The sequence below is a fragment of the Roseateles oligotrophus genome (assembly GCF_014204525.1).
Lineage (GTDB): Bacteria > Pseudomonadota > Gammaproteobacteria > Burkholderiales > Burkholderiaceae_C > Paucibacter_A > Paucibacter_A oligotrophus_A.
In genome coordinates, this window is sequence record NZ_JACHLP010000001.1 from 656,550 (window position 1) to 682,720 (window position 26,171).

Genomic DNA, 26,171 nt, shown 5'->3' on the forward strand with positions numbered 1-26,171 from the left:
AACAGGCGGGGCCGCACAAGAAATTCTGAAGCGAATTCACAAGGAACTCAGGGCCAGGGCCAGCGGGAACACCGGCAGCAAGGCATCGACCCGATCCAGCACGCCGCCATGGCCGGGCAGCAACTGGCTGCTGTCCTTGGCGCCGACGGCACGCTTGATCAAGGATTCAAACAAATCACCGACCACGCTCATGGCGCTGAGCAGGAGCAGACCCAGCAGGCTGACGATCAGGCCCTGGCGCTTGAGCAGCATGAAGAGCGAGGGGGAGTCAAAGCTGAAATGCGCTTCCAGCCCATGCACCCACAGCAGGGCCAGCAGCAGCACGCCCAGCATGCCCGACCATACGCCCTCCCAGCTCTTGCCGGGGCTGATCGACGGGGCCAGCTTGCGGCGGCCAAAAGTGCGCCCGCCGAAATAGGCGGCCACATCGGCCATCCAGACCAGGCAGAAGATGGAGAGCAGGAAGTTGGTGCCCATGGCCTTGGCCTGGGCCATGGCCAGCCAGGCGGCAAACAGCACCAGGGCACCGAGGGCCAGGCGCAGCCCGGTGGGGGCATGGGGCCAGGCCTTGGGACCGCCGCGCAGGGCGTAAGAGCCACCGGCCACCCAGACCACGCCGGCCAGCCACCAGCACCAATCGGGCGGTGCTTGCAGGCCGTGGCCCAGCAGCGTGATGCCGCAGGCCGAGGCCACGGCGACGCCAAACACGCCCGGCAGCCAGCTCGGCGAGGCCGCGGCGGCATTGAGCTTGGCCCATTCCCAACCGGCCGCTGCGATCAGCAACAAGGTCAGCAGGGCAAAAGGCCAGGGATTGGCGACGAACACGGCGGGCAGCAAGACGGCCAGCAGCACCAAGGCCGTGATGATGCGTTGTTTCAGCATGAAGAGCCTTACCTCGCCAGGAGAGCAATTAGCCCGCTATGACAGCCGGTGCTTCTTTGACACCGCCAAAGCGCCGATCGCGCTCGCGGAAGGCCTCGATGGCCGCATCCAGCTGCGCCTCGCCGAACTCGGGCCAGAGGCAGTCGGAGAACACAAACTCGGTATACGCCACCTGCCACAGCAGGAAGTTGCTGATGCGTACCTCGCCGCCGGTGCGGATGAAGAGGTCGGGGTCCGGCGCATAACTCATGGCCATGAACTCGGACAGACGCGCCTCGCTCAGCTCCTCGGGCGGTACGCCGGCTTGCATGGCGCCCTTGCAGGCCTGCACCACATCCCAGCGGCCACCGTAGTTGAAGGCCACCGACAGGGTCAGCTTGCTATTGTGGGCGGTGGCGCTTTCGGCCTCGTTCCAGGCATTGCGCAGCTTAGGGCTCACCGCCTCGCGGTCACCGACGATGCGGATGCGCACGCCCATGGCCCCCATGCGCGCCAGATAGCGCGACACCGCCGCCAGCACCAGGCCCATCAGGCCCGACACCTCGTCGGAGGGACGCTTCCAATTCTCGGACGAGAAAGCGAACACCGTCAGGTACTCGATCTCACGGTCAATACAGGCCTGCACCACCTTGACCAAGGCATCGACGCCTTGCTTGTGGCCGAAGAAACGGGGCAGGAAACGCTTTTTGGCCCAGCGCCCATTGCCATCCATGACGATGGCAACGTGGCGGGGAACCGCTCTCTGATCGGTGCTCACTCGGGGGCTATTCCGCTCAGACCGCCAGGATCTCGGCTTCCTTGGCCGCGATCAGCCGGTCGATCTCGGCGATGGTACGGTCGGTGAGCTTTTGCGCGTCGTCCAGGCTGCGGCGCTCGTCGTCCTCGCTGATCAGCTTGTCCTTGGTCAGCTTCTTGGCCTGTTCGTTGGCATCGCGGCGCAGATTGCGCACGGCCACCTTGGCGTCTTCGCCGGCATTGCGCACGACCTTGGTCAGCTCGCGGCGCCGCTCTTCGTTCAACGGCGGCACCGGCACGCGGATCAGATCGCCCTGGCTGGCGGGGTTGAAGCCCAGATCGGACTCGCGAATCGCCTTCTCGATCTTGGCGCCCATGCCTTTTTCCCAGGGCTGGACGCTGATGGTGCGCGCATCCAGCAGGCTGACGTTGGCGACCTGGCTGATGGGCACCAGGGAACCGTAATAGTCGACGCTGACCTGGTCCAGGATGCCAGGGTGGGCGCGACCGACACGGATTTTCTGCAACTCGTTCTTGTAGGCCTCAACCGACTTGGCCATCTTGGCCTCGGCGTTCTGCTTGATCTCTGCAATGCTCATGATGCTTCTCGAATGATTGTCCTGACCTCTGGCTCACACATGAACCAGCGTGCCCTCGTCCTCGCCCATCACCACGCGCTTGAGCGAGCCGGGCTTGAGGATGCTGAACACGCGGATCGGCAGCTTCTGGTCGCGGCACAGGGCAAAAGCCGTCGCGTCCAGCACCTGCAGATTCTTGGTGATCGCCTCATCGAAAGTGATGCGCGCGTAGCGCGTCGCGTTCGGATCCTTTTTCGGGTCCGCAGTGTAAACGCCATCGACCTTGGTCGCCTTCAAGACGATCTCGGCACCGATCTCGGCGCCGCGCAAGGCGGCCGCGGTGTCGGTGGTGAAGAAGGGGTTGCCGGTGCCGGCAGCGAAGACGACGACCTTGCCCTCTTCCAGATACTGCAAGGCCTTGGGGCGCACATAGGGCTCCACCACCTGCTCGATGCCGATGGCCGACATCACGCGCGCGGTGATGCCTTCCTGGCGCATGGTGTCGGCCAGGGCGAGGGAATTCATCACCGTGGCCAGCATGCCCATGTAATCGGCCGTGGCACGATCCATGCCGACCGAGCCGCCCGCCACGCCGCGGAAGATATTGCCGCCACCGATGACCACGGCCACCTCAACGCCGAGTTCGGTCACCTCTCTGATTTCTTGCACCATGCGCACGATGGTGGCGCGGTTGATGCCGAAGGCGTCGTCGCCCATCAGGGCTTCGCCGGAGAGTTTGAGCAGGATGCGTTTGAGCGCGGGCATGGTTGACCTCTAAGTGCTGCGTGTTGCTGGATAAATTCTCTGAGCGCCGGCACCCGAATGCCCTGACCCTCGTAAGGTCGGCCGGTGCGGGCTCAAGTGTAAAGGGCGCCGAGAGGCGCCCTTTTTATTACAAGAGGCTTAAGCCCCCTTGGCGGCGGCCACTTGCGCGGCCACTTCGGCAGCGAAGTCGTCCACCTTCTTCTCAATGCCTTCACCGACCACGTAGAGGGTGAAACCCTTCACGGTGGTGGCCTTGTCCTTCAGCATGGCGGCGACGGTTTGCTTGCCGTCGGCGGCCTTCACGAAGACCTGGTCCAGCAGCGAGACTTCCTTCAGGAACTTCTGCACCGAGCCTTCGACCATCTTGGCGACGATGTCGGCGGGCTTGCCGGACTCGGCGGCCTTCTCGGCAGCGATCTTGCGCTCCTTCTCGACCAGCTCGGCGGGCACATCGGCCGAGGACAGGGCGGCAGGCTTCATGGCGGCCACGTGCATGGCGACGTCCTTGGCGGCCACTTCGTCGCCGTCGAACTCAACCATCACACCGATACGGGTGCCGTGCAGATAAGAAGCCAGCTTGTTGCCGGCGGCATAGCGCTGGAAGCGGCGGATGGTCATGTTCTCGCCGATCTTGCCGATCAGGCCCTTGCGAACATCTTCCACCGTCGGGCCGAAGCCTTCTTGCGACAGCGGCAGGGCCGACAGAGCGGCCACATCGGCGGGCGCTTCCGAAGCGATCAGGCCGGCGACGGCGTTGACGAAGGCCAGGAAGGCATCGTTCTTGGACACGAAGTCGGTTTCGCAGTTCACTTCCAGCAGGGCGCCGGCATTGCCGACCACGGCGGTGGCGACCACGCCTTCGGCGGTCACGCGCGAAGCGGCCTTGCCGGCCTTGTTGCCCAGCTTGACGCGCAGGATTTCTTCAGCGCGGCCCAGATCGCCCTCGGCCTCGGTCAGCGCCTTCTTGCACTCCATCATGGGAGCGTCGGTACGAGCACGCAGCTCGGCCACCATGCTTGCGGTAATAACAGCCATCTTGATTCTCCGGTTTCGGTGAGCCTCGCCCGCAGCACGGGGGCAAGACTCGTTGATATCCATTCTTTTTAAAAAAAAGGGGCTGACACAGCCCCTTTTTTCTCAGGCAAGCCGAATTCAGGCGCCTTCGCTGACTTCCACGAACTCGTCGCCAGCGGGGGCTTGCGCCTGCACCACGTCGTTGCCGGCGTTGGCACGGCCTTCCAGCACGGCGTCGGCCACGGCGCGGGCGTACAGGGCCACAGCCTTGGCGGAGTCGTCGTTGCCGGGGATCACGTAATCGATGCCTTCGGGCGAGTGGTTGGTGTCAACCACGCCGATGACGGGGATGCCCAGCTTCTTGGCTTCGGCCACGGCGATCTTGTGGAAGCCCACGTCGATCACGAAGATGGCGTCGGGCAGGCCGCCCATGTCTTGAATGCCGCCGATGTCTTTTTCCAGCTTGGCCAGGTCACGCTGGAACATCAGCGCTTCCTTCTTGATGGCGGGCTGGGTGCCGGCCTCGACCTGGGCTTGCATGTCCTTCAGGTTCTTCAGCGAGGTCTTGACCGTCTTGAAGTTGGTCATCATGCCGCCCAACCAACGCTGGTCGACATAAGGCATGCCGGCGCGCTGGGCTTCCAGGGCCACGACTTCACGGGCTTGACGCTTGGTGCCGACCATCAGGATGGTGCCGCGCTTGGAAGCCAGGTTGCGGACGAACTTCATCGCCTCTTCGAAGGCGGGCACCGTCTTCTCGAGGTTGATGATGTGGATCTTGTTGCGATGGCCGTAGATGTACGGGGCCATCTTGGGATGCCAGAAACGGGTTTGGTGACCAAAGTGGACGCCGGCTTCCAGCATCTCGCGCATAGTGACGGACATTTCAAATACTCCGAAGGTTGTGTCTAAAATCCGGCCCGAATTGCTCTGCGATACATACTTCTGCTTGACTCAGTGACAAGCTTGATCTGAACAGCAGCAACACCTCTCGAATAGCCGGTTTGCGATTGATTTGCCGATCAAGACTTCAGCAAATTGCTTTCAGCCGCCGGCAAAACCCAAAGAGTATACACGACCTATGCCCCACGACCTGAGCGGCGCCGCCGAGCGCCTGCGAGAAGGCCTGTTGCGAGCCCTTCCCTGCCCTGATTGCCGCCGCGACCCAAGCGCCGCCCCACCCCCCACCCAAGGCCTCACGCCGCTCAGCAAGGCGGGAGGCTGAGCATGCACATCGCCATCATCGGCGCCGGCATTGCCGGCGTCACGACCGCTTTTGAGCTGGCCGCCGACGGACATCAAGTCACCGTCTTCGACCGCTGCGGCAGCGTGGCCGCCGAGGGCAGCTTTGCCAACACCGGCATCGTCGCGCCCGCCCTGCGCCTGCCCTGGGTGGCGCCCGGCTGGCCCAGCCTGAGCGCGGGCCGCGACATCGGCTGGCAACTCAAGCGCCGCCGCGCCGCCAAAGACAAGACCGCTGCCGCCGCCCAGCAAAACCTGCTCAAGCTGGCCCAGTTCAGCCTGGAACGCCTGCAAACCCTGCGCCGGACCCTGCAACTGGATTACGAGCGCAGCCAGGGCCAGTTGGTACTGCTGCGCACGGCACGCGAGCTCAAGCAGATTCAGCCCGGCCTGGACCTGCTGGAGCAGTTCGGCGCCCGCCCACAAGTACTGGATGCCCAGCAATGCGCCGCCCTGGAGCCCGGCCTCAATCGAGAGCAAGCCCTGCAGGCCGGCATCCACCTGCCGCAAGCCGAGGTCGGCAACTGCCGCCAGTTCGCCCACCTGCTGCGCCTGGAGGCTCAGCGCCTGGGCGCGCAGTTCCGCTTCCACACCACGGTGCGCAACATCACGCCCGGCAAGCAGGTCGGCCTGGTGCATGAGTACACACCGCCTGCCGAACCGCCCGGCCCCATCTCACGCTCGGGCGAAAGCCTGGACAGGCGCGAAGCCGGCGACACCCACCCCGCAAGACCCGACCCGCAGCAAGACAACTTCGATGCCGTCGTAGTTTGCGCCGGCACGGGGGCGGCCGAGCTGCTGGCGCCGCTGGGCCTGAAGCTGGCCACGACCCGGCTGCACGCCTGCTCCATCACCGCCGCCCTGCGCCAGTTGGAAGCCCACCCGCATCTGGGCCCACAAGCCGCCCTGCTGGACCAGCAAAGCGGTGTCAGCATCAGCCGTCTGGGCCAAAGAGTGCGGCTGAGCCTGAGCGGCAAGTTCAGCGGCGAGATCGAGGACGGCCGAGGCCAGCTCAAACCCGCCACCACCGCCCTGCTGCACAAGGTCTTGAACGACTGGTTTCCGGGCTCCATGCAATCGGGCCAGGCCCTGCAATGGAGCGGCAGCCAAGCCCATCTGGCCGATGAACTGCCCGTGCTGGGCGATAGCGGGCGCAGCGGCATCTGGCTCAATCTGACCCAGGAGTCCTCGGCCCTGGCCGGCTGGACCCTGGCCTGCGGCGCCGCCGCCGTGCTGCGCAGCCAGATCGGCGGCCAGCAAGCGGGCGGCGACATCCCGGACATCAGCGGCCTGGAGATCTCACGCCTGGGCTAAGCTCAGCCATCCACTCACCCCAGCCAAGCCCTCCCCGTGATCAAGCTCAGCCCACCCCAGCGCACATGGCCGCTTTATCGCGTGACGAGCAGCCGGGCCATCGAGGCCCAGGCCTTGCAAGCCCTGCCCGCCATGCAGCTGATGGAGCGCGCGGGCTTGAGCGTGGCCAAGCTGGCCCTGGCCTTGCAGGCCGACGCAGAGCGGGCGATCTGGGTCGTCTGCGGCCCCGGCAATAACGGCGGCGACGGCCTGGTGGCGGCCCGCCTGCTGCACGCCCTGGGCCGCAAAGTAACGGTGAGTCTGATCGGCTCAAAAACCACCGGCCCGGCCGATGCCCGCCAGGCCTTGCGGGCCGCGCAAGCCGCCGGGCTCAGCATCCGCGAGGATCTGAGCCCGCCCGAGCACGCCGGCCTCGTCATCGACGGCCTGCTGGGCCTGGGCGCCAGCCCGCGCCGTGGCCCCGGCGAGTTAGACGGCGCCATCGCCCTGCTGAACCGACTCAGCACACCCAAGCTGGCCATCGACCTGCCCAGCGGGCTCTCGGGCGACAACGGCTGCGCCAGCGGCGCGGCCGTGCTGCAGGCGCAGCACACGCTCTGCCTGCTGAACCTCAAGCCCGGCCTGTTCACCGGCCAGGGGCGCGCCCTGTGCGGCGAGCTTTGGTTCGATGATCTGGGCCTCACGCCCAGCCAGATGGCCGATGCGCATTGGCTGGGCCAGGACTGCCTGCAAGCCTGGTTGCACGCCGGCCCGGCCACGGCCCACAAGGGCAGCCAGGGCGATGTGCTGGTGCTAGGTGGCTCACCCGGCATGCGGGGCGCCGCCCGCCTGGCCGGCCGCGCCGCGCTGGCCGCGGGCGCGGGCCGGGTTTATCTGAGCTTTTTGAACACATCGGCCGAGTCAGCCGAAGACGCCGATGCCCAACGCCCCGAGCTGATGCTCATGCCCAGGCAGCGCCTGCAATACAGCGCGGGCTGGCAGGGCCTGACCGTGGTGGCCGGCTGCGGCGGCGGCAGCGCCATTGCCCCGGAGCTGGCGGCCCTGCTACAGCACAGCGAGCGCCTGCTGCTGGATGCCGACGCGCTCAACAGCCTGAGCCTGAGCCCCAATCTGCAAGAGGCCTTGCGCCAGCGCGCCGCGCGCGGCCTGCCCACGCTGCTAACGCCCCACCCACTGGAAGCCGCGCGCCTGCTGAGCTGCAGCACGGCCGAGGTGCAGGCCGATCGCTTGAACGCCGCCCAAGCCCTGGCCGATCGCTTTGACTGTTATGCGCTGCTGAAAGGCTCGGGCAGCCTGATTGCCGCGGCCCGCAGCGGCGAGCTGCTGATCAATAGCAGCGGCAACGCCGCCCTGGCCACGGCCGGCACCGGCGATGTCCTGGCAGGCTGGTTGGGCGGGCTCTGGGCCCAAGCCCCCAAGCAAGACCCGCAAGCGATCGCCGCAGCGGCCGTGTACTGGCACGGACGGGCGGCCGAAGGCCTGCGCGCCGGGCCGCTGCGCGCCGCCGATCTGATCGAGCGCATGCACGCGCTGAGGCTGGGCAAGCCTTAACGCTTCTTGCCCGTCGCTTTGGGGGCGGCCTTGCCGCGCGCAGCCTGGCGCGCAGCCTTGACCGGATGGGCAGTTGGCGCCGCCGACTTGGTAGAGCGGCGCGCCGGCTTGCCGGCCTTTTTGCCCGCACTCTTCTTCACCTCACGGTCCTGGCGCCGCAAGTCCTCCAGCGCCTCCACCGGCGTCGGCGCCGCGCGGCCAGCGGCAGGCAGCCCTGCCTTGTCACGCTGAGCGCGGGCGATCAGCCTGGCCTCTTCGCTGTCCTGCACCAGGCGGAAATCGATCTTGCGCGCGTCCAGATCAACCCGGCTGACCTGCACCTGCACCTTGGCGCCGGTGGCATAGCGTATGCCGGTGCGCTCGCCGCGCAGCTCCTGGCGCACCTCGTCGAACTTGAAGTACTCGCCGCCCAGCTCGGTGATGTGAATCAAGCCCTCGACGAAGAGCGCATCCAGCTGCACGAACAGGCCGAAGCTGGTCACGGCGCTGACGGTGCCGGCGAATTCCTCGCCCAGATGCTCGCGCATGTATCGGCATTTGAGCCAGGCCTCGACATCGCGCGAGGCCTCGTCGGCGCGCCGCTCGTTGGCGCTGCAATGCGCGCCGACGACCTCCCAGCGCTCCAGCTCGGTGCTGGCCTTGGCCGGATCGATGGGCTGGGCGCGGCCCGGCCGCTTGGCCGGCATGGGCACGGCCATCTTGCCGGCGTCCAGGTGGTAGCGCTTATTGGACAGCAAGGCCTTGATGACCCGGTGCACCAGCAGATCGGGATAGCGCCGGATCGGGCTGGTGAAGTGGGTATAGGCCTCGTAGGACAGGCCAAAGTGCCCCGCATTGGCCGAGGTGTAGACCGCCTGCTGCATGGAGCGCAAAAGCATGGCGTGGATCTGCGTCGCGTCGACGCGCTCCTTGGTCGCCGCGGCGATGGCCTGGAACTCCTGGGGCTTGGGATTGTCGCTGATGGACAGCCCCAGGCCCAGGGCGCGCAGATAGGCTTGCAAGGCCACGCGCTTCTCGGGCGTCGGGCCCTCGTGCACACGGAATAACGAGCCATGCTTGGCGTCGGCAATGAAGTCGGCCGCACAGACATTGGCGGCCAGCATGGCCTCCTCGATCAGTCTGTGTGCCTCATTACGTGTGCGGGGCACGATCTTCTCGATACGACCGTTGTCATCGCACACGATTTGCGTCTCGGTGGTGTCGAAGTCGATGGCGCCGCGCCGGCCACGCTCGGCCAGCAGGGCGCGGTAGACCTCGTGCAGATGCAGCAGATGCGGCACCAACTCGCGCCGCTTGGCGGCCTCGGGCCCATGGGTATTGCCCAGGATGGCCGCCACCTCGTTGTAGGTAAAACGGGCGTGCGAGCAGATCACCGCCGGGTAGAACTGGTAGGCCTGCACCTCGCCCGTTTCACTCACCAACATATCGCAGACCATGGACAGGCGGTCTTCGTAGGGGTTGAGCGAGCACAGGCCGTTGGAGAGCTTCTCCGGCAGCATGGGAATGACGCGACGCGGGAAGTAGACCGAGGTGGCGCGCTCGTAGGCATCGGCATCCAGCGGGTCGCCGGGCTTGACGTAGTGGCTCACATCGGCAATCGCCACCAGCAGGCGCCAGCCATTGAAGGCGGTCTTGCCCCGGCCCTGCTTGTGCGGCTCGCAGTAGACCGCGTCATCGAAGTCGCGCGCGTCCTCACCGTCGATGGTGACCAGGGGCACATCGCGCAGATCGATGCGACCCTTCAGGTCCACCGCCCGCAGCTTCTCGGGCAGCTTGGCGGCCTGGGCCAGGGTCTCGGCGCTGAAGCGATGCGGCACATCGTATTTGCGCACCGCGATCTCGATTTCCATGCCGGGGTCGTCGATCTCGCCCAGCACCTCGACCACCCGGCCCACGGGCTGGGAGTACAGCGAGGGCGGCTCGATCAACTCCACCGCGACCACCTGGCCGGCGGTGGCATTGGCCGTGCCGTTCTTGGGAATCAGGATATCCTGGCCCATGCGCTTGTCTTCCGGCGCCACCAGCCAGACACCGGACTCCAGCAGCAGACGCCCGATGATGGGTTTTTTCTTGCGCTCCAGAATTTCCAGCACCCGCCCTTCGGGCCGGCCGCGCTTGTCATAACGTGTGATCCGCACGCGCAGACGGTCGCCGTGCATGACGGCATGCATCTCCTGCGGCGCCAGATAAATATCTTGCGCGCCCGCATCGGGCAGCAGAAAACCATGGCCGTCGCGATGACCTTGCAGAGTGCCATCGACCTCGCTGAGCAGCGCAGGACCTGTTTGCGGCGAATCGCTTGCGTTATAAAAGTTTTTGATGATAGAATCCTTCTCTTTCCTGAAACGTCAAAACAAATTCATTAGAACTTGTTTTGAACCTTGCCCAGGTGGCGGAATTGGTAGACGCACTAGTTTCAGGTACTAGCGGGTAACTCCGTGGAGGTTCGAGTCCTCTCCTGGGCACCAAATATAGAAGGCTAGCACGCAAGTGCTGGCCTTTTCTTTTTTTGCCCAGGAAGCAAGGTCCAGTGGACCTTGCGGGAGGACGAGAAAGGCGTCCGCATGCTTGCGGCGCCGGGGTCGCGAAACGTGACCGAGTCCTCTCCTGGGCACCAAATACAGAAGGCTAGCACGCAAGTGCTGGCCTTTTTCTTTTGCGCATCTGTTTTCGGGTCTGCCGACATGCGGCCATTTTGCTTCGCGCCCAAGGCCTCGCCGGGGCGAAAAGGCCGGTGCAGTGCAAATTTTCTTTGCCCGCCCACACAAAACAACAAGCCGACAACACTTGCGTGCGGTCGGCCTGGCTTGCATTGCTGGCGTCAAACGCCGACGCTCAAACGACGAACTTCTTGGCCAGCGCGTCCGGCCGCATATCGTCGTACTCCTCGAAGGGCTGATGAATCCAGGGGCTGGTATCCAGCATCTCGACGTAGTAGTCCGGCGTGTAGCTGGACACACCCTTGGTCCAGATCACGGCCGAACGCAGCTCGCTGATCGAAGGCATGCCACGCAGGCGCTCGACCACGGCCTTCAGCGTCACGCCGGAATCGGCCAGATCGTCGACCAGCAACACGCGACCGGCCAACTCGCCCTTGGGCATGGTGATGTATTTGGCGATGTCCAGGCGGCCCTGGATGGTGCCGGCCTCGGCGCGGTAGGAGCTGGTGGACATGATGCCCAGCGGCTTGTCAAACACGCGTGACAGCACGTCACCCGGGCGCATGCCGCCACGTGCCAGGCAAAGAATCTGGTCAAACTCCCAGCCCGAGGCATGGATCTTCAGCGCCAAGCGCTCGGTGAGCATGTGATACTCATCCCAGGACACGTACAAGTGCTTGCCGTCGTCGGTCAACATGATGGGAAACTCCTGTAAATCTGATGAATGCGGATCAGGCGACGACGCCCGCATAGGGGTGACGCAACAGAATGGTGTGCTCGCGGTCGGGGCCGGTGGAGACCATGTCTATCGGCGCGCCGATGACTTGCCGGATGCGCTCGAGATAACGGCGCGCATTGGCAGGCAGCTGATCCCACTGGGTGACGCCGAAAGTCGTCTCGGTCCAGCCCGGGAAGGTCTCGTAGACCGGCACGCAGGCGGCGATCTCGTCGCCATCCAAGGGCAGGATGTCGAGCTGGCGGCCGTCCAGCTCGTAGCCCACGCACATCTTGATCTCGGCCAGGCCGTCCAGCACGTCCAGCTTGGTGATGCACAGGCCGGTGATGCCGTTGATGATGACCGAGCGCTTCAGCGCAGCGGCGTCAAACCAGCCGCAGCGGCGCGCCCGGCCGGTGACCGTGCCGCGCTCCTGGCCCACGGTGGCGAGGTGGTAGCCCACCGTGCCCTCCTTCTCCCACTCCAGCTCGGTCGGGAAGGGACCCGAACCCACGCGGGTCGTGTAAGCCTTGGTGATGCCCAACATGTAATGCAGCATCTGCGGGCCCACGCCGGCACCAGCGGCGGCATTGCCGGCCACGCAGTTGCTGGAGGTCACATAGGGGTAGGTGCCGTGGTCGATGTCCAGCAGCGTACCTTGCGCGCCCTCGAACAGAATGTTGGCGCCGGCCAGATGGGCTTTGTGGATCAGGTAGCCGACGTCGGCCATCATGGGCTTGATCAACTCGGCCATCTTCATGGCCTGGTCGAAGATGGGCTGGAATTCCAGCGCCTTGGCGTTCAGAAAGCCCGCCAGCGCGAAGTTGTGCAGATCCAGCAACTCGCGCAGCTTCTTGGCGAAACGCTCGGGGTGCTTCAGGTCCTGCACGCGCAGGGCACGGCGCGCCACCTTGTCTTCGTAGGCCGGGCCAATGCCCTTGCCGGTGGTGCCGATCTTGCCGCTGCCGCTGCTTTCGCGCAGGGCTTCACGAGCCTTGTCCACTTCCACGTGGAAGGGCAGGATCAGCGGGCAGGACTCGCTGATGAAGAGGCGCGAGCGCACTTCCACACCGGCTTTTTCCAGGCGCTCGATCTCGCTCAGCAAATGGGTCGGGTCGACCACCACGCCGTTGCCGATATAGCAGGCCACGCCGTCACGCATGATGCCCGAGGGGATCAGCTGCAAAGCCGTCTTCACACCCTTGATCACCAGGGTGTGACCGGCGTTATGGCCGCCCTGGAAGCGCACCACGCCCTGGGCATGGTCGGTCATCCAGTCCACCACCTTGCCCTTGCCTTCGTCACCCCACTGGGTACCAACCACCACCACATTGCGGCCGCGGGAGATTTCGCTCTTCATCTTGCTCATTCCGATGATCAAAAAAATGGGTCAGGGCAGCTCGCACGCCTTCACAGCGCGCGCAGCACCCACTCTTGGCCGACACGCAGCAATTCGCGGTCGCACTCAAATTCGTCGCCCTCATGCTCGTGGCCGGGCAACACGCACACTACCGTCTCGCCTGCTTCACGCAGGGCGCGCACGGCAGCGCGTTGGGCGGCATCGCCACCCCAGGGTGCACGTACGGCGGCGCGCAAGCCCTTGTCGGGCGTCAGCGCCACCAGGGTCTTCAGATCCAGGCTGAAGCCCACGGCGGGACGGCGCCGGCCGAACACGGCGCCCACCTCGTCATAGCGGCCGCCACGCAGGATGGCGTCGCTGGAGCCGGCCGCATACAGGGCAAAACGCGCACCACTGTAATAGGCATAGCCGACCAGGTCCGCCAGATCAAAGCTCAGGCTCACCTCGGGATGGGTCTGCTGCAGATGCTCGGCCAGCCATTGCAAATCGTTCAGGGCCGCATGGATGGCGGGATGGGCCGGCAGCCGCGCCCGAGCCTGCGCCAGCACCTCGACGCCGCCGTACAGCGACAGCAAGGTCTGCAGACCTTGCAAGACCTCGGCCGGCAAGACCGCGGCCATGGCTTGCAGGGCCACCGGATCCTTGGTCGCCAGGGCCGCGATGACGGCCTCCAGCTCGGCCGGCGCTAACACCACATCGCCCAGCACACCACGCACCAGGCGGGCATCGCCGAGGTCCAGCGTGGGATTCTTCAGGCCGGCGCGGCGCACCACCTCCAAGGCCATTTCCTGCACCTCGAGGTCGGCCTCCAGGCCGGCGTGGCCATAGATTTCGGCACCGAACTGCAAGGGCTCGCGACTGGCATGCAGGCCCGCGGGGCGGGTGTGCAGAACCGGGCCGCAGTAGCACAAACGGGTCACGCCGGCGCGGTTCAGAAGGTGGGCGTCGATGCGCGCGACTTGCGGTGTGGTGTCGGCACGCAGGCCCAGCGACCGCCCGGAGAGCTGATCCACCAGCTTGAAGGTCTTGAGATCCAACTCATGGCCGGCGCCTGAGAGCAAGGACTCCAGATGCTCCAGCAGCGGGGGCATGACCAACTCGCAGCCATAGGTGCGCGCCATATCCAGCAACTCACGGCGCATCTCTTCGATGCGGCGCGCTTGGGAGGGCAGTACGTCAGCGAGATGCTCGGGTAGCAACCAAGCAGAGGCCATGTGATTTTCGCAAGCGGTTAAAAACGGCATTGTACCGGGCCGCAAGCAAAAACCGGTTTAACCCCTCAGTTCCAGACCAGCAATAACAACAAAGTGCCCGACAAAATACTGGCCAGGCCGACGAAGCGGATCTGCCCATCCGTCATGGCCAGCATGCGGGCGAAGACCTGGCGCCACAGCGTCGGGTTGAGCAAGGGCAGCAAGCCCTCGATCAGCAGCATCAGGGCCAGGGCCGCGAAGATCTGTTCAGACGACACGGCCCAGCCCTGCGCTTATTTGCGGGCCGGCGCGGCGGGCGCCGCGCTATTGCCGCGCATGGTCTTGAAGAACTCGCTGCTGGGGTCCAGCACCATCACATCCGACTTGTTGCGGAAGGTGGAGCGATAGGCCTCCAGCGAACGGTAGAACTGCGCGAACTGCGGGTCACGACCGAAGGACTCGGCATAGATGGCGGAGGCCTTGGCATCGCCCTCACCCTTGATCTTCTGCGCGTCGCGATAGGCCTCGGCGACGATCACCTCGCGCTGGCGGTCGGCATCGGCGCGGATCTTTTCGCCTTCGGCGCCACCGGTGGAGCGGGCCTCGTTGGCCACGCGCAGGCGCTCGGACTTCATGCGGTTGTAGACCGAGTCGGTGATATTGGCGGCGAAGTCCACGCGCTTGATCCGCACGTCCAGGATCTCGATACCAAACTGCTTGGCCTCATCGACCAGGCGGGCACGCACATCGTTCATGACCTTCTCGCGCTCGGTCGCCAACACGGCCAGCACGGTGCGCTTGGTGACCTCCTCGTTGAAGGCCGCCTGCACCACCGGACTCAGCCGATTTTCAACGTTACGCATATTGGCGCCGTTGTTGCGGATGAACTGGCGGGGCTCGGCCACACGCCACTTCACCAGCCAGTCGATGACCAGGGTCTTCTTCTCGGCGGTGAAGATGGGGCGCGACTCGGGGCTGTCCAGGGTCTGCACCCGGCGGTCCAGGAAGACCACGTTCTGCAGCGGCGGCGGCATCTTGAACTTGAGACCGGGCTCGGTCACAACTTCCTTGATTTCACCCAAGGAGTAGACAACGGCAAACTGACGTTGATCCAGGATGAACAGCGTGGAGCTGGCCACCATGAATGCAATAAGAACGCCAACGGCAATGGCGGCAAGACGATTCATTGATATTTCTCCCGGATTCTTCAGCGTCCGTCGCGGCTGCGCAGGCCGTCGCGGGAGCGGATGTCGTTACTGCCGGTGCTGGGCGCCGGGCTCTCCGACTGCACCGGCGCGGGCTGGCTGGCGGTCACGGTGACATTGCCCGCGCCGCTTTGCTGAATCAGCTTGTCCAGCGGCAGATAGAGCAGATTGGAGCCGCTGCGGCTGTCCACCATCACCTTGCTGACGTTGGAGTAGACCTGCTGCATGGTGTCGATATAGAGGCGGTCGCGCGTCACGGCGGGGGCCTTCTGATACTCGGCCAGCACGCTCTTGAAGCGCTGCGCATCGCCCTCGGCCTGCGAGACCACGCGGGACTTATAGCCCTCGGCCTCTTCCAGCAAACGGGCCGACGTGCCCTGGGCCTTGGGGATCACGTCGTTGGCATAGGCCTGGCCTTCATTCTTCAGGCGCTCACGGTCGGCACCGGCCTTGAAGGCGTCGTCAAAGGCGGCCTGCACCTGCTCGGGCGGCGCCACATTCTGCACATTGACGCTCTTGACCAGGATGCCGGTCTTCAGCCGGTCCAGCTGGGCTTGCACCGACTGGGCCAGTTCCACCGCGATGGCATCGCGCTGCTCGTAGAGCACCGAGTCCATCTTGCTCTTGCCGACGATCTCGCGCACGGCCGACTCGGCCGCCAGCACCACGGCCTCGTTGGGGTTGCGGTTCTCGAACAGATAGTCGCGCGCATTCTTCAGCGTGTATTGCACGGTGAAGCGGATGTCGACGATGTTCTCGTCCTGCGTCAGCATGGAGGAGTCGCGCAGGCCGGAGGCCGGCACCACCACGGCGCGCCCCACTTCCACCTGCTGCAACTGGGTCACCGAGACCACCTCGGCGGCCTGGAAGGGATAGGGCAGGCGCCACTGGAAGCCGGCGTCCACCGTGCGGCTGTACTTGCCGAAGGAGGTCACCACGCCCTGCTCGCCTTCTTGCACGATGAAGAAGCCGCTGCCCAGCCAGCCCAGCAAGACCACGCCGCCGATCAAGGCCGCGCCGATGCCGGCGCTCTTCATATCGGGCTGGAAGTTGTTGCCGCCGCCATTGGGATTGCCGCCGTTGCCAGGGCCGCCCTCGTTGCCACCGCCCTTGCCGCCAAACATGCCGGAGAGCTTGCGGTTGAAGTCGCGCCACAGCTCATCCAGATCGGGCGGGCCTTCGTTGCGGCCATTGTTCAGCAGGCGGCCGGCGCGCCAGCCGCTGGGCATCAGCTTGAACAGCGCGCCCGCGGCCAAGGCTTGCGCGGCGGCCGCCACTGACTTCATCTGCCCGCCAACCGGGCTTTTCATCGGCCGCTCGCGGCTCACGGGCTCAAAGGTATTCATGCTCATGCCTGTGTTTTTGGTAAATCGGCGCCCTCGTCAGACGAGAGGGCACCGAGGTTTGCTTCGGATTCGAAGTCCACCCCGTCAACTGGGGGGAAGTCCTGGATTTTCAAGCCACGCGGGTCCTGAGCCAGCGGGTTCAAGTCGCCAGGCGCACGCTGCATGGCCAGGACGATCTGCTCGCGCAGCAGATCCAGGCCCGTGCCGTCCAGCGAGCTGACGAAGACGCGCGGCACGCGAACACCGCCGCCACCGCCATGGCCCGGGCGTTCCAGCCAGTCCATGGCCTCGCGTGGGCGCTGGTCTTCTTCGAGCAGGTCCTGCTTGTTGTAGATCAGGATTTGCGGGATGTCGGCGGCGCCGATTTCTTCCAGCACCCGCTCCACCTCCAGCATCTGCTCGTCCAGCACGGGCGAGGCGGCATCCACCACATGCAAGAGCAGATCGGCATCGGCCGCCTCTTGCAGCGTGGCGCGGAAAGCCTCGACCAGCTTGTGTGGCAGATCGCGGATAAAGCCCACTGTGTCCGACAGCGAGACGCTGGCGCCGGCCTGCTCCAGATAGAGCGAACGGGTGGTGGTATCCAGCGTCGCGAAGAGCTGGTCGGCCGCGTAGGTGCGTGCTTTGACCAAGGCATTGAACAACGTGGACTTGCCCGCATTGGTGTAACCCACCAGCGAGACGCGGAACACGCCGTTGCGGCTGCGCGCGCGCTGCTGGGTGCTGCGCTGGCGCTGCACCTTTTTCAGCTTGTCCTTGATGGTCTTGATGCGGTCGTCGATCATGCGGCGATCCAGCTCGATCTGCGCCTCGCCGGGGCCGCCACGCATGCCGATGCCGCCGCTCTGGCGCTCGAGGTGGCTCCAACGCCGCACCAGCCGGGTGGCCAGGTATTGCAGCCGCGCCAGCTCGACCTGCAGCTTGCCTTCATGGCTTTGCGCACGAGCGGCAAAGATTTCGAGAATCAGGGCCGTGCGGTCGGCCACGGGCACGCCCAGCACCCGCTCCAGATTGCGCTGCTGCGCGGGTGAGATCGCCTGGTCGAAGAGCACGGTGTGTGCCTGGTGCGCCTGCACCAGCAGCTTGATTTCATCGGCCTTGCCCGAACCCACAAACAAAGCGGCATCGGGGGCCTGGCGGCGTGCGATGACACGGGCCACCGGGGCATCGCCGGCCGATTCGGCCAGCAAGGCCAACTCGTCCAGCGTGGGGTCAAAACTGCCCACCGACTTATTGCTGCGGCCGAAATCGACGCCGACGAGAATGGCGCGCGCCGCCTCAGAGGGCGGCGTCGCGGGGGAGGAAGAAGAAGAGGTAGAGGAAGAACTCAAGGTGTAGCAAATGATGGGCTGGTTGGGCGGGAATCAAGCAGCTCGATTCACACCCGGCATTCAAGAGCCTCCCGAACTTGTCCGCCGATCAGCTTGTTGAGAGCCGCCTTGGAAAAGCCCGGGTGGCACACATCGCCCGCAATGCCGATCAGGCCGCGTCGTCCGCCGCGTCGGCCGTATGGAAGTTCACGGCACGGCCCGGCACGACGGTCGAGATCGCATGCTTGTAAACCATCTGGGTGACGGTATTGCGCAACAAGACGACGTACTGGTCGAAAGACTCGATATGGCCTTGCAACTTGATGCCATTGACCAAGTAGATGGAGACCGGAACATGCTCCTTGCGCAGCAGGTTCAGGAAGGGGTCTTGCAGGAGTTGGCCTTTATTGCTCACGATATGCTCCGTGTTGTGAGAGGGAGGTTGAAAAATACGGCGTCCACCTTAACACAGGGCCAGGCTGCGCGCTGCGCTGTGCTGAAGGCTTAGGGAGGTTCAATCCTTGTCGTCGAAGGGATTCTTGGACGAGCGCATCTCGATGCGCATGGGGGTGCCGACCAGCTTGTAGTGGGCGCGGATGCGGCCCTCCAGATAACGCTTGTAGACCTCGGTCACGCCTTCCAGCGAATTGCCGTGCACGATCACCAACGGCGGGTTCATGCCGCCCTGGTGGGCATAGCGCAGCTTGGGACGGAAGTGTCCGCTGCGTTTGGGCGTTTGGTGCTCGACCGCTTCCTGGATCAAACGGGTCAGCACCGGCGTGGTCATCTTCTTGTAGGCCGAGGAATAGGCGTCCGCCAGCGCGCCCCACAGCGGCCCCAGGCCCTGGCGCTTCAGCGCCGAGATATTGTGGATGGGCGCGAACTTCATGAAGGCCAGGCGCTGCTCGATGGAGCGCTGCAGTTGCTCGCGCTGATAGCTGTCGACGGCATCCCATTTATTGACGGCCAACACGACGGCGCGGCCGCTTTCCAGGATGTAGCCGGCGATATGGGCATCCTGGTCGGACACGCCCTGGGTCGCGTCCAGCAGCAGCAGCACGACATTGGCGTCGGCAATCGCCTGCAGGGTCTTGACCACCGAGAACTTCTCGATCGCCTCGAACACCTTGCCCTTGCGGCGCAGGCCGGCGGTGTCGATCAGCTTGAACTGCTGGCCATTGCGCTCAAAGTCCACCGAGATGGCGTCGCGCGTCGTGCCCGGCATATCGAAGGCCACCAGGCGCTCCTCGCCCAGCCAGGTGTTGATCAGCGTGCTCTTGCCCACATTGGGGCGGCCGGCCACGGCCAGGCGGATCACGCCATCCGGCGCGCCGCTGGCCTCTTCCTCGTCCTCATCGAACTCGAAGGGTTCCAGCACCGCCTCCAGCAAGCTGCGAATGCCCTGGCCGTGCGCCGCCGAGATGGGGTGGGGCTCGCCCATGCCCAGCTCGTGGAACTCGGCCAGCAGGGGCGACTCGCTCATGCCCTCGGCCTTGTTGATGGCCACGAAGACGCGCTTATTGGCCTGGCGCAGATAGCGGGCGATGTCGGAGTCGTGGGCGGACAGACCCAGGCGCACATCGACGACAAAAATCACCGCATCCGCCTCGGCCACGGCCTGGCGGGTCTGCTTGGCCATCTCCTTGACGATGCCCGTCGTGCTGTCGGGCTCGAAGCCACCGGTGTCGATGACGATGAACTCGCGGTTGCCCAGGCGGCCGTCACCGTAGTGGCGGTCGCGGGTCAGGCCCGCGAAGTCGGCCACGATGGCGTCCCGGCTCTTGGTCATCCGGTTGAACAGGGTGGACTTGCCCACATTGGGGCGTCCGACAAGGGCGATGACTGGTTTCATATTGTTCTTCTTCTCGTAAAGCAAAAAAGTACTGCAGGGACAGGGCCGGCGGCGGAACGCCGGCCCGGCCCCTCACTCGGGTCGCAGGGCGAACAAGCCGCCCTTGCGTGTGGCCACCAGCACCGTCGTGCCCAGGGCCACGGGCGCGGCCGCAATGGCCGAACCGTCGGTGCTCAAACGCAGCTGGGTCTTGCCCGTCTCGCGATTGAGGAAATGCACATAGCCTTCAAAATCACCCACCAAGACGGTGCTGCCTTGCACCAGGGGCGCGCTCAGGCGGCGGTTCTGGAACTGCTCGGCCGTCCAGTTGACCTCGCCGTTAGCGGCGTTCCAGGCGGTCAGGCGGTCGGAGGCATCGCCGCCGACGACGATTTTCGCATCCCCGCCAACACCGTTGACACCGCCCACATTGCGGCTCCACTGCGCCACGCCGCGCTCGGCGTTGACGCAGCCCACGGCGGACTGGAAGGCGCGCGCGCACAGCAGATCACCGTTGCGCAGCATGGGGCCAACCAGATCGGCCAAGCGCTCCACCTCGTTGGTGCCGCGCGGATTGGCCACGCTGGCCTCCCAGCGCACCGTGCCCTTGAGCGGGTCCACGCCGGTCAGACGCGGGCCTTGGCCGACGATGAGCGTGTCCTTGTAGGCGCCGATCACGCCGGCCTGGGCCAGGGTCAAGGCGTCACCGGGGCGGCGCATTTCCCACAGCTTGCGGCCATCCAGCACATCAAAAGCCAACACCTGGCGATCGACGGTCAGCACAAACACCCGCTCACCGGCCACCAGGGGGGCGGCGATCACGGGCGTGGACAAGGTCTTGCGCCAGACGGTCTTGCCGGCATCCAGCACCACCAACTCGCTATTGCGGGTGACGACGGCGGCAAAACGGCCATCGCTGCCCACACCGGCGCTGAGCTTCTGGCCCACTTCGGCGCGCCACAAAGGCTTGCCATTGCTGGCCTGCAAGGCGCTCACCACGCCGTCGCTGCCGGCCACCACAAACTGCTCGCCCACGGCGGCGATAGAGAGCGGGAACTGCACGCTGTCCAGCCGCGCTTCCCACACCACCCGGCCGGCGATGGCGGGCGTCACTTGCTCCAGCGCGGCGGGCTTGGCGGCGGAGCCGGAGCCGAATATCGAGCAGGCCGACAGCATCAGGCTGCCCGCCAGCACCAGGGCGGCGCTCAGGGCCGAAGGGCGGGCCCTCATTTGGCGGCTCCCTGGCTGGCGGAAGCGGCCTCGTCCGGCTGGGCCACGCCCAACGTGGCCAGCTTGGCTTCGATCAGTTGGCGGTAGTTCTGCGTTTTGTCCATGGCGGCATGGGCTTTCTGGTACTCGGCACGGGCCAGATCGGGCTTGCCCTGCAGCTTGAACAGATCGCCACGGCGGTCGGCCTGCAAGGCGGCAAAGTCGCTGGACTTGATGCCGTCCAGGGTCTTGGCGGCTTCGTCGAACTTCTTGGCGTCCATCTGCAGGCCGGCCAGACGCAGGCGGGCGATGTCGCGGTACTCGGAGCCATTGCCCTTCTCCGCCACCCAGGCCAGGCTGGCTTGAGCCGCGTCCGCCTGGCCCTTGTCGAATTGCAGCTTGGCGGCTTGCAGCGCGCCCTGGGCGGCATAGCCGGTGCCGGGGAAGCGCTCCTTCAGATCGGCAAAGATACGGCCGGCCTTGTCGGCATCGCTGCCCTGCACCGCGCGGTCCAGCTCGTCATACATGGCGGCGGCCTTGATGGATTGCTCGCGCTGCCACCAGTTCCAACCCGTCCAGGCGGCATAACTGGCCAACACCAGGGTCAGCACCCAGGTAATCAGATTGCCCCAGCGCTTCCAGAAAGCCTTCAGCTGGTCCAACTGTTCTTGTTCTTCGAGATCGAGATGCGAGGCCATGGGAGGGATTCTTTTTTAGAGGACGAAAGAATTGGAATAGAAACAGGGTGAGGCGGGATTATGCGTCGAGCAGCTCGGCCGCCCAGCTCGCGACTTGATCCAGCGAACGGGTGAATTGTGCGGAGCCCTCGGCGCGCAGCGGCTTGACGGCCACCTGGCCCTGGGCCAACTCTTGCTCACCGAAGATCAGCGCAAAGGCCGCGCCGCTGGCATCGGCCTTCTTGAACTGCGACTTCATGCTGCTCTGGCCAGGGTGCAGGACGACCGCGACACCGGCGGCGCGCAGGGCCTCCAGCGCCACCATCACCTGGGGCAGGCCCTGGGCCGAGGGCACGATGGCGTAGGCCTGCGGCGCCGGCGCTGCGGGCAGCAAGCCCACCTCTTCCAGCAGCAGCAACATACGCTCGATCCCCATGCCGAAGCCCACCGCCGGCGCGGCCTTGCCACCCAGCTGCTCGATCAGGCCGTCGTAACGGCCGCCGCCACAGACCGTGCCTTGCGAGCCCAGCTTGTCGGTGACCCACTCGAACACGGTCAGGTTGTAATAGTCCAGGCCGCGCACCAGGCGCGGGTTGATGCGGTAGCGCACACCGGCCGCGTCCAGGATGGCACGCACGCCGGAGAAATGCGCCTGCGAGGCCTCGCCCAGGAAGTCCAGCAGCTTGGGCGCGCCATTGGCCATGGCCTGCAGGGCCGGATTCTTGGTATCCAGCACGCGCAAGGGGTTGGCGTAGAGGCGGCGCTGGCTGTCTTCGTCCAGCAGCTCTTTATGCTGCTCCAGATAGGCGATCAAGGCCTCGCGGTGGGCGCGGCGCTCAGCCACCTCGCCCAGGCAGTTCAGCTCCAGGCTGACATGCTCGCCATCGACCAATCCCAGCTCGCGCAGCAGGCGCGAGCCCATCAGAATCACCTCGGCATCGACGTCCGGGCCGGCAAAGCCCAGGGCCTCGACCCCCATCTGGTGAAACTGGCGGTAACGGCCCTTCTGCGGCTTCTCGCGCCGGAACATGGGGCCGAAGTAGTAGAGGCGGCGGCCCGAGTCGCGCAAAAAGGAATGCTCGATCATGGCTCGCACCACGCCAGCCGTCATCTCGGGACGCAGGGCTAGATGCTCGGCCTGGCCGTGCTTGTCGGCACGGTCCTCGAAGGCATACATCTCCTTCTCGACGATATCGGTCACCTCGCCGATGCCGCGCACAAACAAGGCGGTGGGCTCGACGATGGGGGTGCGCACATTGGCATAGCCGTAGCGCTGCAGCACGCTGCGCATCTTGGCTTCCAGCCACTCCCAGTTCGCCGAGTCCGGCGGCAGGATGTCGTTCATGCCCTTGACGGCTTGCAAGGGCTGGGGCTTCTTCACTTCACTCATTCAAGCAAACCGTTTCTCGATATAACTTTCCACCAGCGCGTGGAACTCATTGGCGATGTTGTCGCCGCGCAGGGTCAGGGCCTTCTCGCCGTCGATGAAGACGGGGGCGGCCGGCGCCTCGCCATTGCCGGGCAGGCTGATGCCGATGTCGGCATGCTTGCTCTCGCCGGGGCCGTTGACGATGCAGCCCATCACGGCAACCTTGAGGTTTTCGACACCGGGATACTTGGCGCGCCAGACGGGCATCTGCGCGCGCAGATAGTCGTCGATCTGCTTGGCCAGCTCCTGGAAGGTGGTGCTGGTGGTGCGGCCGCAGCCGGGGCAGGCGGTCACGCTGGGGTTGAAGGCGCGCAGACCCAGGGCCTGCAGAATCTCCAGCGCCACCACCACTTCCTGGGTACGGGCCTCACCCGGCTGGGGGGTCAGCGAGACACGTATCGTATCGCCAATGCCCTCTTGCAGCAGGATGGACAGGGCCGCCGCGGAGGCCACCGTGCCCTTGGTGCCCATGCCGGCCTCGGTCAGGCCCAGGTGCAAGGCGTAATCGCAGCGCTCGCTGAGGGCGCGGTAGACCGAGATCAGGTCCTGCACGCCGCTAACCTTGCAGCTGATGATGATGTTGTCTGGGTTCAGGCCCAGCTCGGCGGCATAGCTGGCGGATGTCAGCGCCGACTGGATCAAGGCCTGGTACATGACCTGCTGGGCGTCCCAGGGCTCGGCCCGGGTGGCGTTCTCGTCCATCAACTCGGCCAGCAGCTCGGCGTCCAGGCTGCCCCAGTTGACGCCGATGCGCACGACCTTGTCGTACTTCATCGCCGCCTCGACCATCATGGCGAACTGGCGGTCTTTTTTGTCGCCCTTGCCCACATTGCCGGGGTTGATGCGGTACTTGGACAAGGCCTGCGCCATGGCCGGGAATTCGGTCAGCAGGCGATGGCCGTTGTAGTGGAAGTCGCCGACCAGGGGCGTGTCTATGCCCATGCGGTCCAGCTGGGCGCGGATATGCGGCACGGCCTCGGCGGCCTCGGGCGTGTTGACGGTGATGCGCACCATCTCGGAGCCGGCAATCGCCAGTTCCTTGACCTGGATGGCCGTGCCTATCACGTCCACCGTATCGGTATTGGTCATGGACTGCACACGCACCGGTGCGCCGCCGCCTATCGTGACCAGGCGGGAGCCCCAGCGCACCTGGGCCTGGCGCGAGCGGCGCTGCGCGGGCTTGGCCGCGGCCACGGCAGCCAGGGCCTGGGCGATGCTGGTTTGGGTATCGATCACTTGTTCGCTGCTCATCGGGGTCTTCAATTCAATTCGATGCGGGCCACGTTGTCACGCGACAAGGCCTTGAGGTCGACCACGGCGCCACGCAGGCTCAGCTCGGTGCCGGCCACATTGCCAACGCGTATCTTCAGCGGCGGCAGGCCTTGCAAATGCTGCTCATCACCGGGACGCAGCAGCTTGGACAGCAAGACCTGACCCCGGGCATCCACCACCTCGACCCAGGACTCGTCCGTGATCTTGACACGCAGCTGGGCCTGACCCTCGACCTTGGCGGGTGGGACCGAGCTGGCGGCTGGCGCGGCCGGCTTGGCGGCAGGGGCCGAAGCCAGCGGCGCGGGAGCCGGCGCCGCACTGGCCGCCGCAGGCACCAGCGGGCCCAGGCGCGCATTCACCGCCATGGCCTGGGCCGAGGCCGAGGCCGACAGAGCCTCGGGCACGGCCGCCAGGGCGCCGGACGCGGCGGAGGCAGCACTGACTTCGGGGGCCGGCGACAGCAGCACCGGGGTGTTGTCAGCCACCGTCGACGGGGTCGAGAGCTTTTGCAGCAGATCGGCCGGCAGCAGGAACAAGGCACCCGCCGCCGCCAGCAAGGCCAGCACGCCCAAGGCCACCGGGCTGCTCAACCAGGCCAGGCTGAAACCCTCGCCCAGGCCGCCACGATCCCGGTAGGGCTGGTTCAGGCCGCGCGAGACATTCAGCTCGGGGTCCTTGCTCGCGGGCAGCAGGCGCAGCACGCCCTCCGCATCGAGCTTGAGCGCCCGGCACACGGTCTTGGCCAGGGCGCGAGCAAAAGTCATATCGGGCAGATCTTGCCAACGGTCGGCCTCCAGGGCCTCCAGCTTGGCCTGCGGCACTTTGAGCATGACGGCCAGGGCGGCGATATGCAGGCCCTTCTTCTGCCGGGCTTCGCGCAGCAGGGCGCCGGCCGATGTGGCGGCCCCGCCGGCCTGCGGCCTGCCCTCGCCGGCCGTTGCGGCCGCGGACAGGGCTTCCGCCGCGGGCGCGTTCGGCTCGCTCAAACTCGTGCTCATGCGTTCTATTCCCTCATCACTCATCGAATCGCCCACCATCCAGGGCCTGCAGTTCTGGCGACTGCGGATAGCGGCGGCGCAGCTGCTGACCCAGCTCTGCCACACCCTGGGCATTGCCCATTCGCCGCTCTATTTTCAGCGCCAGCCACAGGCTTTGCGCATTGCTTTGTTCGGTCTGCGCATTGACGCGCCGGATGTAAAAGCGGGCCCGCTCGTCCTGCTTGCCGCGGTAGAGCACATCGGCCAGGTTATAGGCCACGACCGGGCTGGCGGGGTCGTATTCAAAGGCCTTTTGCAGGCTTTGCTCGGCCTCGAACTGCCGCCCGGCCTTGGCCTCGCAAACGCCCTTGGCCAGCCAGCTGCGCGCGGGCGCGCGGTAACTGCTTTGCGCCAGGGCCAGATCGAACTGGGCCTGGGCCGCCGCCCAACGCTGCTGCTGGCACAGGAACCAGCCGTAGTTGTGCAAGGTGTCGGGGTCTTGCGGATACAGGACGAGGGCGCGGCGGAAGTTCTCATCTGCCAGCTGGGGCTCGCCCATGGCAGCGTAGATCAGGCCGCGCATATTGATAGCCTCGCGCATATTCGGCTTCACCGCCAGCACCTGCTTGATCTCGTCCAGGGCCGTGTTGTACTGACCGCGGGCGAAATAACCGCCCGCCAGCTCCAGGCGCGGCGCGGCGCGGCGGTCGGCCTCGGTCGAATCGAAGTCGGTGCGCGGAGCGCCCCGCTGCTCTTGCACCACCGGCGCGGCGCAGGCCGTCAAACCCAGAATCACGGCCGCCAGCACGATTCGCCACAAAGGGGCCACCAAAGCCGCAGAACGGGCATGCAAGGAGGAGGACGCGGCGACCGGGATTGGATGAGTCATGGGCTGGATGTTTTGAG

General features: G+C 65.6%; 24 protein-coding genes and 1 tRNA gene. 3 read left to right on the top strand and 22 right to left on the bottom strand.

What is annotated here, in order from left to right; genetic code table 11:
• Positions 1 to 36: 36 nt before the first annotated feature.
• From HNP55_RS02985 to rpsB, 6 genes are all read right to left on the bottom strand, one after another.
• Positions 37 to 882 (bottom strand): phosphatidate cytidylyltransferase, encoded by an 846-nt coding sequence (locus HNP55_RS02985; RefSeq protein ID WP_184296004.1) that lies wholly within the window; start codon positions 880 to 882, stop codon positions 37 to 39.
• A gap of 28 nt (positions 883 to 910) precedes the next feature.
• Positions 911 to 1,639 (bottom strand): polyprenyl diphosphate synthase, encoded by a 729-nt coding sequence (gene uppS, locus HNP55_RS02990; RefSeq protein ID WP_348648645.1) that lies wholly within the window; start codon positions 1,637 to 1,639, stop codon positions 911 to 913.
• Positions 1,640 to 1,655: 16 nt separating this feature from the next.
• Entirely contained in the window at positions 1,656 to 2,216 is a 561-nt protein-coding gene (frr, locus tag HNP55_RS02995; RefSeq protein WP_184296008.1) for a ribosome recycling factor, read from the bottom strand.
• A 33-nt stretch (positions 2,217 to 2,249) separates the two neighbouring features.
• Complete coding sequence (gene pyrH, locus HNP55_RS03000) at positions 2,250 to 2,960, bottom strand: UMP kinase (RefSeq protein WP_184296010.1); 711 nt, start codon at positions 2,958 to 2,960, stop codon at positions 2,250 to 2,252.
• A 138-nt stretch (positions 2,961 to 3,098) separates the two neighbouring features.
• Positions 3,099 to 3,995, bottom strand: a complete 897-nt coding sequence (tsf, locus tag HNP55_RS03005; protein ID WP_184296012.1) for a translation elongation factor Ts — start codon at positions 3,993 to 3,995, stop codon at positions 3,099 to 3,101.
• Positions 3,996 to 4,112: 117 nt separating this feature from the next.
• Positions 4,113 to 4,859, bottom strand: coding sequence for a 30S ribosomal protein S2 (gene rpsB, locus HNP55_RS03010; RefSeq protein WP_184296014.1), 747 nt, complete (start codon positions 4,857 to 4,859; stop codon positions 4,113 to 4,115).
• Between the two features lie 342 nt (positions 4,860 to 5,201).
• On the opposite strand from rpsB, the gene HNP55_RS03015 reads away from it, so the two are divergent.
• The gene (locus HNP55_RS03015; RefSeq protein WP_184296016.1) at positions 5,202 to 6,530 is read left to right on the top strand and encodes an FAD-dependent oxidoreductase; all 1,329 of its coding nucleotides are present in this window, start codon (positions 5,202 to 5,204) and stop codon (positions 6,528 to 6,530) included.
• 36 nt (positions 6,531 to 6,566) lie between these two features.
• Positions 6,567 to 8,081, top strand: a complete 1,515-nt coding sequence (locus tag HNP55_RS03020; protein ID WP_348648646.1) for an NAD(P)H-hydrate dehydratase — start codon at positions 6,567 to 6,569, stop codon at positions 8,079 to 8,081.
• Here HNP55_RS03020 and rnr read toward each other — a convergent pair.
• On the bottom strand, positions 8,078 to 10,354 hold the full coding sequence (gene rnr, locus HNP55_RS03025) for a ribonuclease R (protein ID WP_184296689.1): 2,277 nt from the start codon (positions 10,352 to 10,354) through the stop codon (positions 8,078 to 8,080). The genes HNP55_RS03020 and rnr overlap by 4 nt on opposite strands.
• A 110-nt stretch (positions 10,355 to 10,464) precedes the next feature.
• Here rnr and HNP55_RS03030 point away from each other — a divergent pair.
• Positions 10,465 to 10,549: transfer RNA gene (locus tag HNP55_RS03030), tRNA-Leu, on the top strand.
• Between the two features lie 367 nt (positions 10,550 to 10,916).
• Here the strand turns inward: HNP55_RS03030 and HNP55_RS03035 are convergent.
• From HNP55_RS03035 to pilW, 15 genes are all read right to left on the bottom strand, one after another.
• Complete coding sequence (locus tag HNP55_RS03035) at positions 10,917 to 11,438, bottom strand: phosphoribosyltransferase (RefSeq protein WP_058720380.1); 522 nt, start codon at positions 11,436 to 11,438, stop codon at positions 10,917 to 10,919.
• Positions 11,439 to 11,472: 34 nt separating this feature from the next.
• On the bottom strand, positions 11,473 to 12,816 hold the full coding sequence (locus HNP55_RS03040; protein ID WP_184296691.1) for an adenylosuccinate synthase: 1,344 nt from the start codon (positions 12,814 to 12,816) through the stop codon (positions 11,473 to 11,475).
• Positions 12,817 to 12,866: 50 nt separating this feature from the next.
• Positions 12,867 to 14,030 carry an ATP phosphoribosyltransferase regulatory subunit gene (locus HNP55_RS03045; RefSeq protein WP_184296017.1) on the bottom strand — a complete coding sequence of 388 codons (1,164 nt, stop codon included), beginning with the start codon at positions 14,028 to 14,030 and terminating at the stop codon, positions 12,867 to 12,869.
• Between the two features lie 65 nt (positions 14,031 to 14,095).
• The gene (locus tag HNP55_RS03050) at positions 14,096 to 14,287 is read right to left on the bottom strand and encodes a DUF2065 family protein (RefSeq protein ID WP_184296019.1); all 192 of its coding nucleotides are present in this window, start codon (positions 14,285 to 14,287) and stop codon (positions 14,096 to 14,098) included.
• A 15-nt stretch (positions 14,288 to 14,302) separates the two neighbouring features.
• Positions 14,303 to 15,196, bottom strand: a complete 894-nt coding sequence (gene hflC, locus HNP55_RS03055) for a protease modulator HflC (protein ID WP_184296021.1) — start codon at positions 15,194 to 15,196, stop codon at positions 14,303 to 14,305.
• Positions 15,197 to 15,216: 20 nt separating this feature from the next.
• Positions 15,217 to 16,443 carry an FtsH protease activity modulator HflK gene (gene hflK, locus HNP55_RS03060; protein ID WP_246448166.1) on the bottom strand — a complete coding sequence of 409 codons (1,227 nt, stop codon included), beginning with the start codon at positions 16,441 to 16,443 and terminating at the stop codon, positions 15,217 to 15,219.
• A gap of 119 nt (positions 16,444 to 16,562) precedes the next feature.
• On the bottom strand, positions 16,563 to 17,891 hold the full coding sequence (hflX, locus tag HNP55_RS03065) for a GTPase HflX (RefSeq protein ID WP_184296023.1): 1,329 nt from the start codon (positions 17,889 to 17,891) through the stop codon (positions 16,563 to 16,565).
• Between the two features lie 148 nt (positions 17,892 to 18,039).
• Positions 18,040 to 18,285: an RNA chaperone Hfq gene (hfq, locus tag HNP55_RS03070; protein WP_058720384.1), complete on the bottom strand. Its 246-nt coding sequence runs from the start codon at positions 18,283 to 18,285 to the stop codon at positions 18,040 to 18,042.
• 99 nt (positions 18,286 to 18,384) lie between these two features.
• On the bottom strand, positions 18,385 to 19,722 hold the full coding sequence (gene der, locus HNP55_RS03075; protein ID WP_184296025.1) for a ribosome biogenesis GTPase Der: 1,338 nt from the start codon (positions 19,720 to 19,722) through the stop codon (positions 18,385 to 18,387).
• Between the two features lie 72 nt (positions 19,723 to 19,794).
• Complete coding sequence (gene bamB, locus HNP55_RS03080) at positions 19,795 to 20,931, bottom strand: outer membrane protein assembly factor BamB (protein WP_184296027.1); 1,137 nt, start codon at positions 20,929 to 20,931, stop codon at positions 19,795 to 19,797.
• Entirely contained in the window at positions 20,928 to 21,608 is a 681-nt protein-coding gene (locus tag HNP55_RS03085; protein ID WP_184296029.1) for a YfgM family protein, read from the bottom strand. Before HNP55_RS03085 ends, bamB begins: the two co-directional genes overlap by 4 nt.
• Before the next feature lie 58 nt (positions 21,609 to 21,666).
• Positions 21,667 to 22,977 carry a histidine--tRNA ligase gene (hisS, locus tag HNP55_RS03090; protein ID WP_184296031.1) on the bottom strand — a complete coding sequence of 437 codons (1,311 nt, stop codon included), beginning with the start codon at positions 22,975 to 22,977 and terminating at the stop codon, positions 21,667 to 21,669.
• Positions 22,978 to 24,267, bottom strand: coding sequence for a flavodoxin-dependent (E)-4-hydroxy-3-methylbut-2-enyl-diphosphate synthase (gene ispG / locus HNP55_RS03095; protein WP_184296033.1), 1,290 nt, complete (start codon positions 24,265 to 24,267; stop codon positions 22,978 to 22,980).
• An 8-nt stretch (positions 24,268 to 24,275) separates the two neighbouring features.
• Entirely contained in the window at positions 24,276 to 25,286 is a 1,011-nt protein-coding gene (locus HNP55_RS03100; RefSeq protein ID WP_184296035.1) for a helix-turn-helix domain-containing protein, read from the bottom strand.
• Between the two features lie 16 nt (positions 25,287 to 25,302).
• Positions 25,303 to 26,154 (bottom strand): type IV pilus biogenesis/stability protein PilW, encoded by an 852-nt coding sequence (pilW, locus tag HNP55_RS03105; RefSeq protein WP_246448120.1) that lies wholly within the window; start codon positions 26,152 to 26,154, stop codon positions 25,303 to 25,305.
• Positions 26,155 to 26,171 lie beyond the last annotated feature (17 nt).

Coding starts and splice junctions, on each gene's coding strand:
- HNP55_RS02985 (WP_184296004.1), bottom strand. CDS start 882: ATGCTGAAACAACGCATCATCACGGCCTTGGTGCTGCTGGCCGTCTTG.
- frr (WP_184296008.1), bottom strand. CDS start 2,216: ATGAGCATTGCAGAGATCAAGCAGAACGCCGAGGCCAAGATGGCCAAG.
- pyrH (WP_184296010.1), bottom strand. CDS start 2,960: ATGCCCGCGCTCAAACGCATCCTGCTCAAACTCTCCGGCGAAGCCCTG.
- tsf (WP_184296012.1), bottom strand. CDS start 3,995: ATGGCTGTTATTACCGCAAGCATGGTGGCCGAGCTGCGTGCTCGTACC.
- rpsB (WP_184296014.1), bottom strand. CDS start 4,859: ATGTCCGTCACTATGCGCGAGATGCTGGAAGCCGGCGTCCACTTTGGT.
- HNP55_RS03015 (WP_184296016.1), top strand. CDS start 5,202: ATGCACATCGCCATCATCGGCGCCGGCATTGCCGGCGTCACGACCGCT.
- HNP55_RS03035 (WP_058720380.1), bottom strand. CDS start 11,438: ATGTTGACCGACGACGGCAAGCACTTGTACGTGTCCTGGGATGAGTAT.
- HNP55_RS03040 (WP_184296691.1), bottom strand. CDS start 12,816: ATGAAGAGCGAAATCTCCCGCGGCCGCAATGTGGTGGTGGTTGGTACC.
- HNP55_RS03045 (WP_184296017.1), bottom strand. CDS start 14,030: ATGGCCTCTGCTTGGTTGCTACCCGAGCATCTCGCTGACGTACTGCCC.
- hflC (WP_184296021.1), bottom strand. CDS start 15,196: ATGAATCGTCTTGCCGCCATTGCCGTTGGCGTTCTTATTGCATTCATG.
- hflK (WP_246448166.1), bottom strand. CDS start 16,443: ATGCCCAGCGGCTGGCGCGCCGGCCGCCTGCTGAACAATGGCCGCAAC.
- der (WP_184296025.1), bottom strand. CDS start 19,722: ATGAAACCAGTCATCGCCCTTGTCGGACGCCCCAATGTGGGCAAGTCC.
- bamB (WP_184296027.1), bottom strand. CDS start 20,931: ATGAGGGCCCGCCCTTCGGCCCTGAGCGCCGCCCTGGTGCTGGCGGGC.
- HNP55_RS03085 (WP_184296029.1), bottom strand. CDS start 21,608: ATGGCCTCGCATCTCGATCTCGAAGAACAAGAACAGTTGGACCAGCTG.
- hisS (WP_184296031.1), bottom strand. CDS start 22,977: ATGAGTGAAGTGAAGAAGCCCCAGCCCTTGCAAGCCGTCAAGGGCATG.
- ispG (WP_184296033.1), bottom strand. CDS start 24,267: ATGAGCAGCGAACAAGTGATCGATACCCAAACCAGCATCGCCCAGGCC.
- HNP55_RS03100 (WP_184296035.1), bottom strand. CDS start 25,286: ATGAGCACGAGTTTGAGCGAGCCGAACGCGCCCGCGGCGGAAGCCCTG.
- pilW (WP_246448120.1), bottom strand. CDS start 26,154: ATGACTCATCCAATCCCGGTCGCCGCGTCCTCCTCCTTGCATGCCCGT.